Genomic DNA, 17,979 nt, shown 5'->3' with positions numbered 1-17,979 from the left:
TCTTTTAATATATCTGTATCCAATCATTTACTGGAACAAGTTTTATACCTTCATCGTTAACTTTAGTCATTCCCACTCTATTAAGATATTCGTATGTTTCTTTGTCATTTTGACGTAATAGTGATTTGTGATTTTCTGCAATAGCCCAAAGATAAGAAACAGTAAATTCATATTGGTGTTCTTCATCGCCTTGCTTAAATGTTACTCTATACTTAACTTTTTCTCCAATATGTGGTCTATATAATTTATCAAAACCTTTTGTTATTATCGAATCTTTTCTTTTTCCATATGAAGGGTCATAATCAAACATATTTGTAACAATTCTATTATCTACATGTTGATTAAAATTTTCCCACTTCGGCGGATTAAGCGGTAATTCCATATCATGATAATTGGAATCATTTCTAGATATTTGTATATGCTTTTGGTAAGGTACATATCTATCATCTATTAATTCAATTAAATATGACATATTTTCAGCTTTTTCTTTATAATCTTTAGCTGAACATATTGTAAATCCCCAAGGTGCAGAATAACCAAAAGAATTTTCTATCGGATCTATATATGCAATGCTTAAATTTGGTGATATCCAATTTTCAGATACTCTTCCTGCCGGAGGTGCTTCATATGTTGGAGCAGGATTTAACGATTGATCTAGTCTTTTAAGAATTGTTTCCTTAGTTTCTCCTTCTCTTAAAATAAAACCTTCTTTCTTTGTTTGTTCAATATCTAATTTAGCTCCTTCTCCACCATTACCAAAAAGTGCAAATTTAGTAGCTTCATCCATTACAACAACGTTTAAATTTATAATATGTTCCTTTTCAGTTTGTTTATATTCAACTGTAACTCCTAAGTTTTCAGATATAAATCTGAGCGGAACATAAGTTCTGTCTTTTTTAATCTTTGCCACTACATTAGGTGACTCATCAATTTGTTTTTGTTCTCCATTAACGACAGCCATATTTTTACCGATTGTAAGGTTAATATTTCTGTCTACATTGTTAAGGTTACCCTTTATAGTAACTAGCTGTTCAGCCTCATTCCAGTCAACCTTATATCCAAGTGATTCGGAAATAAGCCTGATAGGAACAAGAGTTCTTGAGTCCTCAATATATGGAAGTCCCATATTTTCTGTAAGTGGAATATCCACTCCGTTAAGTAAAATTCTAAACTTCTTTTGTCTCTGTGCATTAGTAGTTGCCATCGGGAAGCTTAAAAGCATTCCGACAACCAACAATAACGCTAAAATTCTTTTCTTCATAACATTTTTTCAGCGAATAGGTCTTCGCCTACTTACCTTCCTTTCAAAAATAATAATTGATCGGAGAGCCTCTATATTTCTCTCATAACTTTTTTCTCCAAATCTCTCATAATTCTCTTGTCCCTTTTGTTCATATGATCATATCCCATAAGATGCAAAATGCTATGACATGTAAGATACATAAGCTCTCTTTGAAAAGAGTTCCCGTAGAGTTTTGCCTGCCTTGTGCACACTTTTTTACAGATCACAACATCTCCCAAAATTCCGGTTTCCATATCCAGTGGAAAGCTTAAAACGTCCGTCACTCTATCTATTCCTCTGAATCTATTATTCAAATCTCGAATTTCTCCGGGTGTCACGATGCTCAGTGATATTTGAGTATAATATCTGAAATCGACAACTCTAAGTGTTTTCTCAATTACCTTTTTTAAGCTATATAAATCATCGACACACAAAAATTGTGTGCCGGTTGATATACTCAATTCAAATTTATCAAAATAAAAGGTTTTGTTTCCCCTTATTTTTCTATCCAAATTATTCTTCATTTTTGTTTTCTTTTTCTTTCTTTTTATCTTCTCTTATTTTTTCCAAACGCAAAGCTTCTTGTTCATATACTTCAATCACTTTTCGAACAAGCGGGTGTCTAACAATGTCGACTTTTTGAAGCTCTTCGATTCCGATTCCCTTTGTGCGTCTCAAAAGTTCTATCGCGTTCTTCAGACCGCTCATCTTCCCTCTCGGCAAGTCGGTCTGTGTTAGGTCACCTGTGATGACCATCTTTGATGAATAGCCAAGTCTTGTCAAAAACATTTTCATTTGTTCAGGAGTTGTGTTTTGAGCTTCATCCAATATTATAAAGCTTTTGTCCAGAGTTCTTCCTCTCATATATGCAAGCGGAGCAATTTCAATTAAACCTTTTTCAATATATTTTTGATATTGTTCTCCACCTATTATTTCAAAAAGTGCATCATAAACAGGCCTTAGATATGGGTCGACTTTTTCTTTTAAGTCTCCCGGCAAAAATCCAAGGCTTTCACCGGCTTCAACTGCCGGTCTGGTGAGTATAATTCTTTCAAATTGTTTGTTTCTAAACGCTTGGCAAGCAAGTGCGATTGCAAGATATGTCTTTCCTGTTCCCGCAGGACCTGTTCCGAATACAATATCATTGTTATTAATCGATTCTATATATCTTTTCTGTCCGATTGTTTTCGGAAATAGACTTCTGCCGTTTGCAGTGAATGCAATAGGTTTGTCATTTAGATTCAAAACCTCGTTTTCCCTGTGTTCACGTGCAAGGTCTATGATATATGAAATATCATTTAGATCAACATCACCGCTCTTACTTTTCTTCGAGAGGACCATGAGAACATTCTTTGCAATCTCGGAATTTTCTCCGTCGATTTTAAATGTGTCATCAGAAATGGATATTTTCACATCCAATTTTTCCATTATGAGATTTATATTTTGGTCCAATTGTCCAACAATGTTTTTTACAGTTAACATATCTTTAACTACAAATTCAGTCATTAAGTCTCCTTACTTCATTGAGACCGGCTCATCTAATATCTCTTTCATTGCGATATATTTTTTTAAGTCCGCCTCATTATAATCTTCAAGAAATCTTGATTGAGCTTCTTCATCTTTTTCATAAATTGATTTTCCAAGCCCGTGCTCGATTCCACATTCGTTTTTTATCATGTGACTGTACACTGAATCATCTGTATGTGGAATAGCATTTTCCAAACTTCTCGAGTCAACAATAGCTGATTCTTTATATATTTTAGCTTTATTCGTCTTCGATTCTTTGGTCTTAATATTGGTTTTTTTTATCTTATCATCCGATTTTTTGTCCAAAGTCATATTTTTATTCGAATCTTCCGCAAATTCTTTCTCAGCGTTTTTCAAAAGCTTGATCAATCTTTTTTTTGTTTCTTCATCTTTTATATTATCTATGCGAGTCTTTATCTTTTCAGTATTATCTTTTTTGGGTATGTTTTTCTCTATAGTTTTCTTGTGATTATTTTCATATATTGAATCTATTATTTTTAAAATTATCAGGACAATGGCTATGATATAACTCATTTATCAGATTTTACTCCGCCTATAGAATTTCTCATATCCGTGTCCGCTTTTATATTGTTCAATTTATAATAATCCATAACGCCCAAATTGCCTGATTTCAATGCTTCTGCAATTGCCAAAGGAACTTGTGATTCCGCTTCGACAACAAGAGCTCTCTTTTCTTGAACTTCCGCTTTCATTTCTTGTTCTTTTGCAACAGCCATTGCACGTCTTTCTTCAGCTCTTGCTTGAGCAATTCTCATGTCTGCTTCAGCTTGGTCTGTTTGAAGATGCGCACCGATGTTTCTGCCGACATCTACGTCAGCAATATCAATTGATAAAATTTCAAAAGCTGTTCCCGAGTCAAGTCCTTTTTCAAGAACTGTTGTTGAAATGCTGTCCGGATTTTCAAGAACTTCTTTGTGTGTATTGCTGCTACCGACAGTTGTGACAATTCCTTCCCCGACTCTTGCTATAATTGTTTCTTCACCTGCTCCACCGACAAGTCTTTCGATATTTGCCCTTACAGTAACTCTTGCTTTAACGATAACTTCGATACCGTCTTTACTTACAGCTGCAATATTAGGTGTCTCAATAACTTTTGGGTTTACACTTACACGAACAGCTTCCAAAACATTACGACCTGCCAAGTCTATAGCAGCAGCTCTCTTAAATTCCAGCTCGATGTTTGCCCTTTGAGCAGCAATTAGTGCATCGACCAATGTATCGACATTACCACCTGCAAGATAGTGAGCTTCCAGCTCATCAAGTTTTAAATTTAAACCTGCCTTAGTTGCCTTGATCATTGGGTTAATAATTTTTCTCGGTGCAACTCTTCTTAGTTTCATTCCTACAAGTGTTGCAATTCCAACTTTTACACCTGAAAAGAATGCCGTTATCCAAAGGCCTAACGGCACAAATGAGAAAAATATTATAACTAAAATAAAAACCAATCCGACCGTAAAAATCGGTCCTAAACTACTTAAAATTTCGTTCATCTAAATCCTCCTTACATATATTTTCATAGATTCAACTTTTATAACTTCAATTTTTGTATCTGACGGTATAAAGCCCTCATCACTGTAGAGATCATACTTTTTATCGTCAATTATTCCAAATCCGCTCGGTCTTAGAGGGGTTGTTGTAACGCCTCTCTTGCCTGTTAAGTCAGGATAAACAACTGCTAAATAACCATTTTCAGTAGAACTTTTTTGTTTTAAAACAAACTTTTCCATTCCCTTTATCTTATAACCCTTCTTAATGTAAAAGTAAATGAGAAAAATAGAAATTAAGACTGTGAGTGAAAGTCCTAAAATTGTTGATAGTAAATCGTCAAAAGTTCCATAAAAACCAACTCCAAGAAATGCAACACCGAATATTCCAAAAACTTGAACGCCGGGAACCAACAACTCCATAAAAAGTAAAAAGATTCCAACCGTGCTCAATATTAGATAAACAAAATATTTATTATCTTTTAAAAGTATTATCGCTATGTATGCAATCAAAAGCAAAACTCCGACAACAAAATTGAATTTCTTATTGACAAAAAGCGATGAAATAAAGCATGCTACCGAAATTAAAAAAATCAAAAGCACAGCTAAATTTGGAATGTTTTTTAACATCTCAATCATTTTTACCATAACTACCTCCTTTAATTACATATTACCCGAAAAAGACATAGTTAAACTATTTTATTGAATTTTTACACAAAAATAGCCCACCTATTTTAGTGAGCCTAATTTTGCTTTCACCGCTTCAGATAATCTCTTAGCATCTACTCTAGATTCGCTTCTTTCCTTAGCCAATTTCATAACAGCACCCATGTCTTTCATTGATGTTGCTCCTACTTCAGCTACTACAGCACTAACCAATTCATTTAACTCATCATCGTCCATTTGCTTTGGTAAATACTCGGAAAGATATGAAATTTCTTCTTCCGTATCTTTTATAAGTTCTGCTCTATCTGTGCCTTTGAGAGAATCCAGCGTATCATTTCTTTCTTTTATTTCTTTTTGAATCATCTGCATAATTAAATCATCATCAGCAGTCAATCTGTTGTCAACCTCATATTGCTTTATACGAGATCTGAGCATTGTGATAGTATTTTTTCTAAGAGTTTGTTTCTCTTTCATGGAAGTTTTTAAATCATCCATCAAACGTTCTTTTAATGACATAAACTAAAATCCTTTACGTCTCTTTTTTCTAGCTGCTAGAGATTTAAGTTTTCTTCTAACGCTAGGTTTTTCGTAATGTTCTCTTTTTCTAACTTCACCCATTACTCCTGAGCGAGCACATTGTCTCTTGAAGCGCTTTAGAGCACTATCTAGGGATTCATTTTCTCCAACTTTGATTTCTGACATTTATCTTCCCCCCTTCCATAAGGTTATCCACAACGCTCTATCCAATATTATACACATAGTTAATTAAAAAATCAAGTATTTAATCAAAATTCCAACCTAATTTTTTTCCGCCTATTAGATGAAAATGCAAATGGCGAACAGACTGTCCTCCATCCTCGCCAACGTTTGAAATTACGCGATATCCACCTGTCAATTTTTCTTCTCTTGCAATCAGCTTTATGACCGATAAAATGTGACTAAGTATTTCCTTGTCACCTTCGTCGCATGCATCCAGTCCATCTATATGTTTTTTTGGAATAACAAGAATATGTGTAGGTGCAACCGGATTTATATCCCTGAATGCATAACAAACATCATCCTCATAAACCTTTGTAGAAGGTATTTCCCCATCAATTATTTTGCAGAACAAACAATCCATTTCTTTTCCCCCTTTTCTTCAACAAGCATTGTATTAATAACGCTGTTTAATTTTAAATCCGGATATTCATCACAAGAAATCTCTGCCTTTACATAGTTCCTTGTGTATCCTGTGAAAAATCCCTTTGTTCTTTCTTCAATAAGAACTTCTTCCTCTTTATTTAAAAGAGAATTTTTAAATTCCTCTTGAAGTTCTTCTCCTAATTTTTCAAGTTCATTTTTTCTTCTGATTTTTATATTTCCGTCAACTTGCTCCATATCCGCCGCTTTTGTACCTTTTCTAATAGAATATGGGAAAATATGAATCCTTGAAAGTTTCAAATCTTTCAAATACTGAACAGTGCTCTCGTGGTCTGCTTCCGTTTCACCGGGAAAACCTACAATAATATCCGTTGTGATTCCTGCGCTTGGATAATAAGACCTTATCAAATCAACTTTTTTCTTGAAAGTTTCTTTGTTGTATTTTCGATTCATTGCTTTTAAAACATTATCCGATCCGCTTTGAAGTGACAAATGGAATTGGTCACAGAACCGACTTATGCTTTTTAGCCTTCTTAAAAAATCATCTGTTATAACCGAAATTTCAAGACTTGAAAGTCTTATTCTTACATTCGGCGCTGCTGCGTGTACCGCTTCAATTGCATCGATAAGAGTTGCATCTTTTAAATCTTTTCCATACGATGCAACTTCAATTCCCGTTATAACAATCTCTTTTGCGGTTTCCCCAAGAGATGATGCTTCTTTTTTTATGGACTCGATACTTCTTGACCGTACTCTTCCTCTTGCGTAAGGAATTATGCAGTATGAGCAAAAATTATCGCAACCGTCTTCAATTTTAATAAATCCACGAGTCTTTTCACCCGTTCCATGGAGCGGCAAATCTTCAAATTCTCTATATTTTGAAATATCATATACTTTTTCACCTTTGTCTTTATCCAAAGTCATTAGATACGAAATATCAAGTTTATCTTTATTTCCGACGACAAGATTTACATTTTTATTTTCTAAAAGTTCATCCTTTGAAACTTGGCTATAACACCCCATAATCACAGAGTAATTATCAGGGTTTATCTTTCGATTTCTGCTTAATGCCTGCCTCGATTTTTTATCGCTTTCATTTGTAACGCTGCATGAATTTAGAATAAAAACGTCACAAATTTCTTCGTCAGAATCGGCTATTTCAAATCCTGCTTTTCGAAGCCTCTCTTCAAGTGCAAGACTTTCAACAAAATTCACTTTGCAACCCAGAGTTTTAATTTTAACTTTCATATTTAGTCCTTTCATAGTAGGTCAATATAGAAGATATAGCAGAAAATGCAGCATACTCCGTTCTCAATATATTTCTAAATAACCGTATAGATTTTACCCCTCTGTCTTTTGCAAATACCACTTCTTCTTCTGAAAACCCTCCTTCAGGTCCGACAAAAATCCCTATCGAAACCTCTCTCGGGTAAGTTACATCAACATCTTTTAAAAAGTCATATATACAATTTACATTCTCATCTTCAAAAAGAATAACCGAATAATCCAAAGTTTTAGAAAATTCTATAGCCTCTTTAAATTCCATATTATTTGAGACTGTAGGAATTTTTATTGACTTTGAAACTTCAGCACTGTCTTTTAAAATAGAATAACATCTATCGTTTGAAAAGTCTTCAATACGTTTCTCATAACATCTTTCAGTAATTGTCGGGATAAACTTTTCGACACCTAGCATGCCGTTCATTTTAAAAACATGTTCCATTTTCTTCTTTGGAATATATCCTTGAAACAAATAGATTTTTATACTATTTGTGTCTTCCTCGATTTTTTCTAAAAGTTTAACTGAAAAACTGTTCTTTGAAACTTCTGAAATCTCCGCTAAGTAGAGTTCCTCATTTAAAACAACCTCAAGTTTATCACCCACAATATGTCTTTGGCTTTTTATAACATGTCTGAAGTCCTCTCCTGTTATTAATGTATCATCGATAAAAATTCTATCCATTAAATCTACCCGTAATCTCAGACCAACCGTTTTGTTTATTTGAACTTACAATTTCAAATTTGTTTTTTTGTAGAGCATCTCTGACCATGTCTTCTTTTTCATTAACAATACCCGACAATATTATTAAGCCTTGTGATTTAATACGCTTAGAAAATTCCGGCATCATTTCGCATAAAGTTTCTGCATAAATGTTCGATATTATCGTGTCGTATATCTTGATATCATAATCCCTGAAATCTCCATGAATTATATTAACTTTACCCTCAACATTATTTAGTTTCACATTTTGATTTGCCGACTTTATAGCTAACGCATCAATTTCATACGCATCTACGACTGCACTTGATAGCTTCGCAGCAGAAATTGCGAGAATTCCGCTTCCCGTTCCTACGTCCAAAATTTTGCCGTCAGGACGATACTTGTCAATCTCTTTAAGGCACATATAAGTAGTTTCATGACTTCCTGTACCAAAAGCCATTCCCGGATTTATAACAACATCCGATTCAGTGTGTTCTTCCCAAAGTGGAACAACTTTTAAATCCTTTGAAACGTCAATCGTGTGAAAATAATTTTTCCAATCGTTTTCGTAATCCTTTTCTTCAATTGATTTTTTTGAAATTTCACACTCGCTTTCAACGTCAATATCTTCAAGAAATTTTTGAACTTCATCATCTTCCAAATATACTTTGAAAATAACGAAATCCGTTTTTTCTTTTTTATCGATATAGTCCCAATTCTTTTCGGAAATTTTAAGACTGTCACTTAAATTGTCATCAATTACTTCAAAAGAAGTTATCCCAAACATAATAAGTTTAGTCGTAATTTCATCTTCCAAATTTCTATTTACTTTTAATGAAACTTCTATCATCGTGCAAACATCCTTCTAATCACATTTTTTATTTTGAAATATATATTTTTAAATTTTTCTCTTATTCCCGAAAAGGGAGGAGGGTCATTAAGCTCGTTTTCTTCATCAAGCTCCCTTAAAATTTCTTTTTGACGCTTTGATAAATTTGTAGGTGTTACAACTTTAAATACCAAATAAATATCACCGCGTGTATTTGAATTATATTTGTATAAGCCCTTTTTCGAAATTGTTATATAATCTCCATTTTGCGTTCCTTCCGGTATAACAATTTCTTCTTCCCCATCTAATGTTTCAAATTTTTTTCGAGTACCAAGTGCTGCTTCTGAGAATGAAATCTTGTATTCCTTTACAAGATTTGTATCTTGAATTTCATAACCATATGGATTTCTAACGTGAATTTCGGCATATAAATTTCCACGTCTTCCACCGTTTACTCCTTCGTCACCATGTGCACCCAAATTTAATACAACACCATCTGTTACGCCTTTGGGAATTTTAACTGTCTTTTTTATTTTCTTAGACTTTCTTCCTGAGCCTGCACATTCTTCGCACTTTTCTTTAACTACTTTCCCTGTACCGTTGCAGTCAGGACAAACTGTATCAGTTTGCATTTGACCAAAAAGTGTTTGTTTAACCTGTCTTACTCGTCCTCTTCCGTGACAAGTCTTGCATACCTCCACGTCATCTTCTGACTTTGCACCTGTACCATGACATTTTTCACAGTTTTCAACTCTCTCATACTCAATATCAACGCTTTTTTCTGTGAGAGTGTCTTTTAAATCAAAATCTATATAAGTCATTCTATCTTGACCCGATTTTTGATTGCTTGCAGCTCTATTTGAACTGAATCCGCCAAAACCCATACCACCGAAAATGTCGCCGAATAAATCACTGAATATGTCGTCATAACCAAATCCGCCACCAGCTTGAGCATCAGTAGTACCATAATTATCATACATAGTTCTTTTTTCTTGATTTGAAAGAACCTCATATGCAGCTGTAACCTCTTTAAATTTTTCTGCACTCTCCGGATCATCAGGGTTCAAATCAGGATGGTATTTTTTTGCTAAACGTCTATAACTTTTCTTTATTTCATCGATTGAAGCTGTTTCTTCAACCTCTAATACTTCATACAAATTTTTCATCAACTCAGCCTTTCAAAAAAATAAGAACTGTCCACTAAAAGTGGATCAGTTCTATTATCCTATAATTAGCGGAAATTGTCAAATTAATCAACTACTTCGTAGTCTCCATCAATTGTATCGTCTCCGTCATCTTTTTTGTTTGCATCAGGATTTACATTGCCTTCTGAAGGATTTCCTCCTGCTTGACCATAAACTTTTTGAGTTATCTTATAGAACTCATTCGTCAAGTCTTCGGTCTTTTGTTTCATATCTTCGTAGTCTGTTCCTTCTGAAGCTTTTTTAAGTGCATCTTTCTTTTCTTCCAATGACTTCTTGTCTTCTGCTGATAGCTTGTCTCCTAAATCCTTGATGCTCTTTTCTGTTTGATATACCATTTGGTCTGCATTGTTTTTGGTTTCAATATTTTGCTTTGCCTTTTCATCTTCTGCAGCATATTTTTCAGCTTCTTTAACTTTAGCTTTAATTTCGTCTTCACTCATCTTATTTGAAGCTGTAATCGTTATAGATTGTTGTTTGCCTGTTGCCATATCCTTTGCACTAACATTTACAATACCATTTGCGTCAATGTCAAATGTAACTTCGATTTGAGGAATTCCTCTTGGTGCCGGTGCAATACCGGTCAATTGGAATCTGCCGAGAGTTGTATTGTCCTTTGCAAATTCTCTTTCTCCTTGAAGAACGTGAATATCAACAGATGTTTGAGAATCGGAAGCTGTAGTGAAAACTTGGCTCTTCTTTGCCGGAATTGTTGTATTTCTTTCGATGAGTTTTGTAGTTACTCCACCCAATGTTTCAAGTCCAAGTGAAAGCGGTGTTACATCGAGGAGTAGTAAGTCTTTAACTTCTCCTGTCAAAACTCCACCTTGAATTGCAGCACCAATTGCAACACATTCGTCAGGGTTGATGTCTTTTTGTGGATCTCTGCCTGTCAATTTCTTAACTTCATCTTGAACAGCCGGAATTCTTGTTGAACCACCGACTAATAAAATCTTATCCAAATCTGAAACTTCAATACCTGCGTCCTTAATACAATCTTTAACCGGTGCAATTGTCTTTTCAACCAAATCACTTGTGAGTTCATTGAATTTTGCTCTTGTAATATCCATATTTAAGTGAAGCGGTCCATTTTGAGTTGCTGTAATAAATGGCAAGTTAATGTTTGTAGTCATAGTTGATGAGAGTTCCTTCTTTGCTTTTTCAGCAGCTTCTTTAAGTCTTTGAAGACTCATCTTATCTGATTTCAAATCAACTCCGTTTTCCTTTTGGAATTCATCTGCAATATAATCAACGAGTTTGTTGTCGAAATCGTCTCCACCGAGTCTGTTATTGCCTCTTGTAGCCATAACTTCGAACACGCCGTCGCCAACTTCAAGAATTGAAACGTCGAATGTTCCTCCACCAAGGTCATAAACCATAATCTTGTGTTGACCTTCTTCTTTGTCCATCCCGTATGCAAGTGCAGCAGCAGTCGGTTCGTTGATAATTCTCTTTACATTTAAACCTGCAATTCTTCCTGCGTCTTTTGTGGCTTGTCTTTGAGCATCTGTGAAATATGCAGGAACTGTAATAACAGCGTCTTCAACTGTTTCGCCAAGATAGCTTTCAGCATCTGCTTTTAACTTTTGAAGAATCATTGCTGAAATTTCTTCAGGTGTATAATCTTTTCCATCAATACTAATTTTATAATCGGTACCCATTTCTCTTTTAATAGAAGAAATTGTTCGATCCGGGTTTGTAACAGCTTGTCTTTTTGCCGTTTCACCAACTAATCTTTCTCCTTCTTTTGTAAATGCTACAATACTTGGAGTAGTTCTGTTTCCTTCAATATTATGAATAACAGTAGGGTCTCCACCTTCCATAACTGCAACACATGAATTTGTTGTACCTAAGTCAATACCAATAATTTTACTCATTTATAATATCCTCCTCAATTTAAAATTAATTAATTATTTACTTACTTTTACCATTGCCGGACGTATAACTTTATCTCCCAGCATAAATCCTTTTTTTAGAGTTTCGGTTATTATTCCACTTTGAACTCCATCTTTTTCTTCCATCATTACCGCGTAGTGCAGATTAGGATCAAAAACTGCCCCATCGCTTTCCATAACATTTATATCTACATTTTTAAAAGCTTCGATAACTTGATCATAAATCATCTTGACTCCGTCATATATATTTTTATCCTCTATATGTGAAAGTGCAATATCAAAATTATCAATTACAGGAAATAAAACTTCCGCAAATTTTTCAACTCCCAAGTTCACACTATCATGTTCTCTCTTTTGTGCTCTCTTTTTAAAGTTTGTAAAATCTGCTTTAAGCCTTATAAGCTGTGTCTTTAGAGAATCTATTTCTGTGGTTAATTCATCCGATTCATTTGTATCTTCATCGCATAAATTCGGTTGAACATCTTCATCAATGACTTTTTTATCAACATCATTCTTAAACTCATTATTTTCTTTCATTTAGTCCTCATCCCCTTTCAAATTCGCATTTAGAAACCTTAATGTCTTGTCAAGTTCAAGAATTGCATTTATAGCATTTGAATAATTCATCCTTACAGGAGCAATTATACCAAAAGATGCGGTCCTGTCACTGTCAAGCAATATATTTGAGGTTATAACTGTTAAATTTTTTAAACTTGAATTTTCATCGCCTATATGAACACTAATTCGCTTATTTTCACTACCTTTAATTAAATCTTTTATCTGCGAACTGTCTTCCATAATCATAGCTACTGTTTTTACATTTTCTGTATCTATAAAATCCGGATGCTCAAGTAATCTCGTCACACCACTTAAAATCAATTCATCTTCCATTGATTCATCCGACTCAATATCTTTTAGAATGTTTTTTAAGACGTCCAATTTATCAAAAAATTCTTTTTTGTAAAGCTTTTCAAGATTTTCAAGGAAATAACTTACTTTCCTATCGTAAAAATACTGCTTTAGAAAATTATTAAATTTCTCCTCATTGATAGTGCCTCCGTCATGAACAACATTTGTAGAAACTTCCAAATCTTTTGTCATTATTACAAATAGAAGATTCGAATCGTCTATACGCTTTGCAAATACTTGAGAAATTTCAGCATCCTTATAATGAGGAATAAACGTGAGTGTGGCATAATTTGTCATCAAATTAAGAACTTCTCCCGCTTTTAGCATCATCTTCTCAAGCTTAGTCCCTTCCGACTCCAACAATCTCTTAACAAACTTTCGAGGGTTGTCTTCCTGTCTTGTTGTGGAATCAATCAAAGCCGTTACATAATTTTCAATTGCAGAACCCGAAGGAATTCTTCCGCTTGAGTGATGTGTTTTTGAAATAAATCCCTTTTCTTCCAAATCACTCATTACATTTCTTATAGTGGCGGCGCTAAGTCCTATGTCATAGTTTTTCTCAATAGTTCTTGAGCCGACCGGCTGACCGGTTTCAATGAAAGAGTTTATAATACTGTTTAATATTTTCAGTTCTCTTTGACTTAACATTTTACACCTCCCACTTTTTATTAGCAATCTTATGTTGTGAGTGCTAACTATTAAATATATACCCATATAATTTTCATTTAATCATAATTAAACTGTAATCTATAAATTTTTTATTATAATTTTTTATGAATTAGCACTTATATGGTTTGAGTGCTAACAATGAATCTTATACCCTGATTTTTAATTTTAAAACATATTTATAAAAGTAAATCAATCTCAACAAGATTTGATAAATCCATTCCTTTTTCTGTTAAAACCACATGACCTTTTTCTATTTTTATAAGTCCGGAATCACAATGTTTTTCTAAATTAAATACATCAAAGAATTCTCTATTAAATCTCTCATTAAATTTCTCAAGAGAAATTCCATCTTTAGTCCTTATATTTAAAAAAGAATATTCGCTCATCTTGTCACTTAAATCAAGAACATATTCGACTCTATATGGTAACTCTTTTCTTTCAAGTGCTTCATAATAATATTTTAAGTTTGAAAAATTCTTTCTTCTTTCCCCTTCTATAAAAGCGGAGGCCCCAATCCCAAACGCAAGATACTCATCAAGGTTCCAATATTTTTTATTATGTCTTGACTCAAAACCGGATTTAGCAAAATTCGAAATTTCATATCTTTCATATCCAATTTCACTCAAGAAATTCGAAAGGTCATGATAGCTCTTTCTTTCTTCATCTTCGCTCGGAAGAATTAGTTTTTTGTTTTTTATGTCTTCATAAATTGGAGTGTTTTCATGCACAATAAGACTATATGCTGAAATATGATTTATTCCTAATTCACTTATCAGCTTAGCATCTTTTAACTCCCGCTCTTCTGTATTTCCAGGAAGAGATAACATCAAATCTGCAGAAATGTTTTTTATACCGCTCTCTTTCAATTCATTAACCGCTTTTAAAAAATCTTTAAATGATGAGGTTCTATTCAGTGTTTTTATAATTCTGTCGTCAGACGTTTGTAGTCCAAGACTCGCCCTATTTATTCCGGTTTTATAAATTTCTTTATAAAGGTGCTCGTCAGTTGTTCCTGGATTTATCTCAAGCGTATTTTCGGAATGATCTAAAACATTAAAGCCACTGTATATCGCTTCCATAATTCTATTAACATTCTTTGTTCCAATTAAAGAAGGCGTGCCGCCCCCAAAATAAATTGAGTCGACACACCTCTTTCCATAAAGTTTTGAATAAAGACCAATTTCCTTTATCAAATAATCCACATATCTATTTTTTTCATCTTCACTTTTAGGAACAAAGCTTAAAAAGTCACAATAACTGCACTTACTTTTACAAAACGGTATGTGTATATAAATTCCTAAATTCATTACTTTTCCTTATATTTCAACACTTCCATGAACGCTTCTTGTGGAACGTCAACATTTCCTACAGAGCGCATTCTTTTTTTACCTTCTTTTTGTTTTTCAAGCAATTTCTTCTTTCTTGAAATATCTCCGCCGTAACATTTTGCAAGAACGTCTTTTCTTAGTGCGGAAATTGTTTCTCTTGCAATAATTTTCGAGCCGATTGCAGCTTGAATAGGAACAGCAAATTGATGTCTTGGAATTACGTCTTTAAGCCTTTCAGCAATATCGCGTCCCCTTGAATATGCCTTTGATTCGTGAACAATTAGACTGAATGCATCAACAAGTTCTCCGTTAATTAGAATGTCGAGTTTAACTAGGTCGCTTTGTTCATATCCAGCAAGTTCATAGTCGAGCGAAGCATATCCTTTTGTGTTGGATTTAAGTGCATCGAAGAAATCATAAATTACTTCATTTAGAGGCATTCTAAAATGCAAAACAACTCTTCTTTCGTCGAGATATTCCATGTTCTTAAATTGTCCTCTTCTTTCGATACAAATGTCCATAATGTTTCCAACATAATCTTTTGGTGCCATAATATTTGCATCAACCATCGGTTCTTCGATAAAATCAATTTCTCCTTGCGACGGTAAATTTGTAGGATTTTGTATTTCAAGTACTTCCCCGTCGGTTTTGTGAACTCTATAAATTACCGATGGTGCTGTAGCAATAATATTTAAGTCAAACTCCCTGTCAAGTCTTTCTTGAATTATTTCCATGTGTAATAGTCCTAAGAATCCACATCTAAAACCGAAGCCCAAAGCTTTCGATGTTTCCGGTTCGAATGTTAGGGACGCATCGTTAACTTTTAATTTTTCCAAAGCTTCTCTAACAGTGTTGTAGTCCTCGCCTTCTGATGGATAAATCCCGCAATACACCATCGGAACTACTGCCTTGTATCCCGGAAGACGTTCTTTTGTAGGTCTAGACGCATCTGTAACAGTGTCACCCACTCTTGCGTCCTTGACCTCTTTTACAGAAGCTGTGAAATATCCTACGTCTCCTGCTTTAAGCTCATCAACTTTTAGCATGTGTGTTATATTTACACCAACTTCGGTAACTTCGAATTCCTGATTTGTGGACATAAATTTAATATTCATTCCGGCTTTAATGCTTCCGTCAAAGACTCTTACATAACACACAACTCCCAAATACGGGTCATAGTATGAGTCGAATATGAGTGCTTTTAGCGGTGCATCATCATCTCCTTCAGGTGCCGGAACATTTTTTACAATATATTCCAAAACATCTTTAATATTTAATCCTGTCTTAGCGGAAATTAACGGCGCTTCAGAAGCATCGAGTCCGATTACATCCTCAATTTCATGTTTTACCTCATCCGGCATTGCACTAGGCAGATCCATTTTATTTATAACCGGAAGTATCTCAAGATCTTGATCGAGTGCAAGATAAACATTTCCCAAAGTTTGAGCTTCAACACCTTGTGTTGCATCTACAACCAAAACAGCTCCTTCACATGCGGCAAGTGAACGTGAAACTTCGTAGTTGAAGTCAACGTGGCCCGGGGTATCAATCAAATTTAATGTATATTTTTTACCATCGTCAGCTGTATATAAAAGTCTTACCGCTTTAAGCTTTATTGTTATGCCTCTTTCTCTTTCAAGGTCCATACTGTCCAAAGTTTGCTCTCTCATATCTCTTAGTTCAACTGTATTGGTAGCTTCCAAAAGTCTATCTGCGAGAGTGCTCTTACCGTGGTCTATATGAGCAATGATAGAGAAATTTCTTATATGCTCTTTTTTCATAAATAACTACCTCAACTTTCCAATTCTATCAAATGGGAAAACTCTAAAAACGCATCTTCCACCTATGCTTTTTTTATTTACCGGTCCAAATGCTCTAGAATCTCTACTAGCAAGTGGAAGGCGATTGTCTCCCATAACAAAATATTCTTCATCCGATAAATCAATCGAAACATTTCCTTCAGTATAAATTCCGGTTTCAATATACGGCTCGTCAATGAGTTCGCCGTCAATAAAAACACTTCCGTTTTCTATTTCAATATGTTCGCCCGGAAGACCTACAACTCTTTTTACATAGTAATTGCCGTCTGTTTTAACCTCATCTTTTAAAACAACAATGTCTCCGCGTTTAAAACTTCTAAACAATTTATCAAGTTTAAGCTCAATAAGCCTGTCTCTATTGTGCAAAGTAGGCATCATGCTTTTTCCGTCAACAACCGTGAATGCAAAAACAAATTTTACAATTAAAATTGCTATGATTGCAGCCGATGCCAAACTTTTTATCCATTCAATCACTTCTTTTTTTATCCTTTTTGTTTTATTTTGCTCATCTGCATCTTCAAAAGCTTCATCGCCATCTTCGATTGGCTCTAAGACTTCTTCCGAAGCATCTTTATTTTCGATTAATTTTTTATCATTATTTTCGATTAATTCATTTTTATCATCGTTCATATTTTACACCTCTATCCGTTTAATTATACCATTTAATTATTTAAACTTCAAGGAAAACCAGTATTTTTATTGCTTCATCAAAGAAAAATAAACGAGCTATAATCTTTAAAAAAAAATATATATGTGGTATAATAAAACGAGTGAGAGGTGAAACGATGGATTATAAAAATATTGATTTTTGCCATAATTATGATGACGGAAAAATCCTATCAGATTTGAATGATGCGGACGTAATATTGCTTGGTCCATCGAGGGTTGGTAAAACACCACTTTCATTTTATATGGGCTATTTTGATTTAAAAGTTTGTAATATTCCACTTGTACCAGAGGCAAATTTAACAGAAATGTTTAAGTCTCTACCAAGGGAAAAAACCTTCGGTCTTACAAGAAGTGTCGAGTCAATCAGAAAACACAGATTGTCACGAGAAGAAAATCTTGGTATCAGTTCGAATTACGCAAGTGAAGAAAGAATATTTGACGAGCTTATGTACGCCCATGATATTTATAAAACGCTTCGAATACCAATTATAGATTTAGATAAGATGGCAATTGAAGAAGCAACGGTTTTTATTTCTAAAAGAATTAGTAGATGAGGA

At 34.1% G+C, this 17,979-nt stretch carries 20 protein-coding genes; 1 reads left to right on the top strand and 19 read right to left on the bottom strand.

Annotated features, from left to right (window positions below):
* Positions 1–4: 4 nt before the first annotated feature.
* From C7381_RS06470 to lepB, 19 genes are all read right to left on the bottom strand, one after another.
* Positions 5–1,261: a copper amine oxidase N-terminal domain-containing protein gene (locus C7381_RS06470; protein ID WP_116480338.1), complete on the bottom strand. Its 1,257-nt coding sequence runs from the start codon at positions 1,259–1,261 to the stop codon at positions 5–7.
* A 71-nt stretch (positions 1,262–1,332) separates the two neighbouring features.
* Positions 1,333–1,806 carry an rRNA maturation RNase YbeY gene (gene ybeY / locus C7381_RS06465; protein ID WP_116480337.1) on the bottom strand — a complete coding sequence of 158 codons (474 nt, stop codon included), beginning with the start codon at positions 1,804–1,806 and terminating at the stop codon, positions 1,333–1,335.
* Positions 1,796–2,788, bottom strand: a complete 993-nt coding sequence (locus C7381_RS06460) for a PhoH family protein (RefSeq protein WP_116480336.1) — start codon at positions 2,786–2,788, stop codon at positions 1,796–1,798. Before C7381_RS06460 ends, ybeY begins: the two co-directional genes overlap by 11 nt.
* A 9-nt stretch (positions 2,789–2,797) precedes the next feature.
* Positions 2,798–3,343: a hypothetical protein gene (locus C7381_RS06455; protein ID WP_116480335.1), complete on the bottom strand. Its 546-nt coding sequence runs from the start codon at positions 3,341–3,343 to the stop codon at positions 2,798–2,800.
* Entirely contained in the window at positions 3,340–4,320 is a 981-nt protein-coding gene (gene floA, locus C7381_RS06450) for a flotillin-like protein FloA (protein ID WP_034545770.1), read from the bottom strand. The genes C7381_RS06455 and floA overlap by 4 nt, the downstream gene beginning before the upstream one ends.
* Positions 4,321–4,962 carry an NfeD family protein gene (locus C7381_RS06445; RefSeq protein WP_116480334.1) on the bottom strand — a complete coding sequence of 214 codons (642 nt, stop codon included), beginning with the start codon at positions 4,960–4,962 and terminating at the stop codon, positions 4,321–4,323. It abuts the gene before it with no gap.
* An 81-nt stretch (positions 4,963–5,043) separates the two neighbouring features.
* The gene (locus C7381_RS06440) at positions 5,044–5,475 is read right to left on the bottom strand and encodes a GatB/YqeY domain-containing protein (RefSeq protein WP_281261757.1); all 432 of its coding nucleotides are present in this window, start codon (positions 5,473–5,475) and stop codon (positions 5,044–5,046) included.
* 24 nt (positions 5,476–5,499) lie between these two features.
* Positions 5,500–5,682: a 30S ribosomal protein S21 gene (gene rpsU, locus C7381_RS06435; protein ID WP_034545777.1), complete on the bottom strand. Its 183-nt coding sequence runs from the start codon at positions 5,680–5,682 to the stop codon at positions 5,500–5,502.
* Positions 5,683–5,761: 79 nt separating this feature from the next.
* Positions 5,762–6,100, bottom strand: coding sequence for a histidine triad nucleotide-binding protein (locus tag C7381_RS06430; RefSeq protein ID WP_034545779.1), 339 nt, complete (start codon positions 6,098–6,100; stop codon positions 5,762–5,764).
* Positions 6,076–7,368, bottom strand: coding sequence for a tRNA (N(6)-L-threonylcarbamoyladenosine(37)-C(2))-methylthiotransferase MtaB (gene mtaB / locus C7381_RS06425; protein ID WP_165803619.1), 1,293 nt, complete (start codon positions 7,366–7,368; stop codon positions 6,076–6,078). The genes C7381_RS06430 and mtaB overlap by 25 nt, the downstream gene beginning before the upstream one ends.
* On the bottom strand, positions 7,358–8,083 hold the full coding sequence (locus C7381_RS06420) for an RsmE family RNA methyltransferase (RefSeq protein WP_116480331.1): 726 nt from the start codon (positions 8,081–8,083) through the stop codon (positions 7,358–7,360). The genes mtaB and C7381_RS06420 overlap by 11 nt, the downstream gene beginning before the upstream one ends.
* Entirely contained in the window at positions 8,076–8,951 is an 876-nt protein-coding gene (gene prmA, locus C7381_RS06415; RefSeq protein WP_116480330.1) for a 50S ribosomal protein L11 methyltransferase, read from the bottom strand. The genes C7381_RS06420 and prmA overlap by 8 nt, the downstream gene beginning before the upstream one ends.
* A complete protein-coding gene (dnaJ, locus tag C7381_RS06410; protein ID WP_116480329.1) occupies positions 8,948–10,096 on the bottom strand; it encodes a molecular chaperone DnaJ in 1,149 nt (382 codons plus the stop codon). Before dnaJ ends, prmA begins: the two co-directional genes overlap by 4 nt.
* Positions 10,097–10,179: 83 nt before the next feature.
* Positions 10,180–12,009, bottom strand: coding sequence for a molecular chaperone DnaK (gene dnaK / locus C7381_RS06405; RefSeq protein WP_034545793.1), 1,830 nt, complete (start codon positions 12,007–12,009; stop codon positions 10,180–10,182).
* 33 nt (positions 12,010–12,042) lie between these two features.
* Complete coding sequence (gene grpE / locus C7381_RS06400) at positions 12,043–12,564, bottom strand: nucleotide exchange factor GrpE (protein ID WP_116480328.1); 522 nt, start codon at positions 12,562–12,564, stop codon at positions 12,043–12,045.
* Complete coding sequence (gene hrcA, locus C7381_RS06395) at positions 12,565–13,584, bottom strand: heat-inducible transcriptional repressor HrcA (protein WP_034545797.1); 1,020 nt, start codon at positions 13,582–13,584, stop codon at positions 12,565–12,567.
* Positions 13,585–13,781: 197 nt separating this feature from the next.
* Entirely contained in the window at positions 13,782–14,912 is a 1,131-nt protein-coding gene (hemW, locus tag C7381_RS06390; RefSeq protein WP_116480327.1) for a radical SAM family heme chaperone HemW, read from the bottom strand.
* Entirely contained in the window at positions 14,912–16,714 is a 1,803-nt protein-coding gene (gene lepA / locus C7381_RS06385; RefSeq protein ID WP_116480326.1) for a translation elongation factor 4, read from the bottom strand. The genes hemW and lepA overlap by 1 nt, the downstream gene beginning before the upstream one ends.
* Positions 16,715–16,720: 6 nt before the next feature.
* The gene (lepB, locus tag C7381_RS06380; RefSeq protein WP_116480325.1) at positions 16,721–17,383 is read right to left on the bottom strand and encodes a signal peptidase I; all 663 of its coding nucleotides are present in this window, start codon (positions 17,381–17,383) and stop codon (positions 16,721–16,723) included.
* A gap of 155 nt (positions 17,384–17,538) precedes the next feature.
* Here lepB and C7381_RS06375 point away from each other — a divergent pair, with 155 nt between their 5' ends.
* Complete coding sequence (locus C7381_RS06375) at positions 17,539–17,976, top strand: kinase/pyrophosphorylase (RefSeq protein ID WP_116480324.1); 438 nt, start codon at positions 17,539–17,541, stop codon at positions 17,974–17,976.
* Positions 17,977–17,979: the final 3 nt, after the last annotated feature.

Source organism: Ezakiella coagulans (genome assembly GCF_003096635.1).
GTDB classification, from domain to species: Bacteria; Bacillota; Clostridia; order Tissierellales; family Peptoniphilaceae; genus Ezakiella; species Ezakiella coagulans.
The sequence above is the reverse complement of the archived record's forward strand: the minus strand, read 5'-3'. Positions and strand labels throughout refer to the sequence as shown.